This window comes from Streptomyces sp. ASQP_92, from assembly GCF_025399895.1.
In the GTDB taxonomy this organism is placed as follows: domain Bacteria; phylum Actinomycetota; class Actinomycetes; order Streptomycetales; family Streptomycetaceae; genus Streptomyces.
The window spans coordinates 1-930 of sequence record NZ_JAODUA010000057.1 but is presented as its reverse complement, the minus strand read 5'-3'; the positions used below and the strand labels follow the sequence as shown (position 1 = coordinate 930).

Annotated in this window: 1 protein-coding gene; it reads right to left on the bottom strand. The window is 69.1% G+C overall.

The window, feature by feature from the left end; all coding sequences use genetic code 11:
- A partial coding sequence (locus tag N4G70_RS36875; protein WP_315904340.1) for a carboxyl transferase domain-containing protein occupies nt 1–930 on the bottom strand: 930 nt, incomplete at both ends.

Genomic DNA, 930 nt, shown 5'->3' with positions numbered 1-930 from the left:
CGCCTTGCGCAGGATCAGGGAGATCCGCGGGACCGTCGCGTTGCAGTACGCGTACAGCAGCTTCGCGCCGTGCCGGATGATCCCACCGTGCTCCTGGGAGACGCCCGGCAGGAAGCCGGGGACGTCCAACAGGGTGACGATCGGGATGTTGAAGGCGTCACACATCTGGACGAAGCGGGCCGCCTTCTCGGAGGCCTCGATGTCCAGGACACCCGCCAGCGACTGCGGCTGGTTGGCCACGATGCCGACGACCTGGCCGTCGAAGCGCGCCAGCGCGCAGATGATGTTCCGCGCCCAACGCTCGTGGATCTCCAGGAAGTCGCCGTCGTCGACGAGCTCCTCGATCACCTTGTGCATGTCGTACGGGCGGTTGCCGTCCGCCGGCACCAGGTCGAGCAGTACCTCCGAGCGGCGGTCCGCCGGGTCGTCGCTCGGGTGGGCCGGCGGGTTCTCCCGGTTGTTCGAGGGCAGCATCGAGATCAGATACCGCACCTCCGCCAGGCACGTCTCCTCGTCGTCGTACGCGAAGTGCGCCACGCCGCTCGTCTCGGCGTGCACGTCGGCGCCGCCGAGCCCGTTCTGGCTGATCTCCTCGCCGGTCACCGCGCGCACCACGTCCGGTCCCGTGATGAACATCTGGGAGGTCTCGCGGACCATGAAGACGAAGTCGGTGAGGGCGGGCGAGTACGCGGCGCCGCCCGCGCACGGGCCCAGCATCACCGAGATCTGCGGGATCACCCCGGAGGCTCTGGTGTTGCGCTGGAAGATGCCGCCGTAGCCCGCGAGAGCGCTGACGCCCTCCTGGATACGGGCGCCCGCGCCGTCGTTCAGGGAGACCAGCGGCGCGCCGGCCGCGATGGCCATGTCCATGATCTTGTGGATCTTCGTGGCGTGGGCCTCGCCCAGCGCGCCGCCGAAGATACGGAAGTC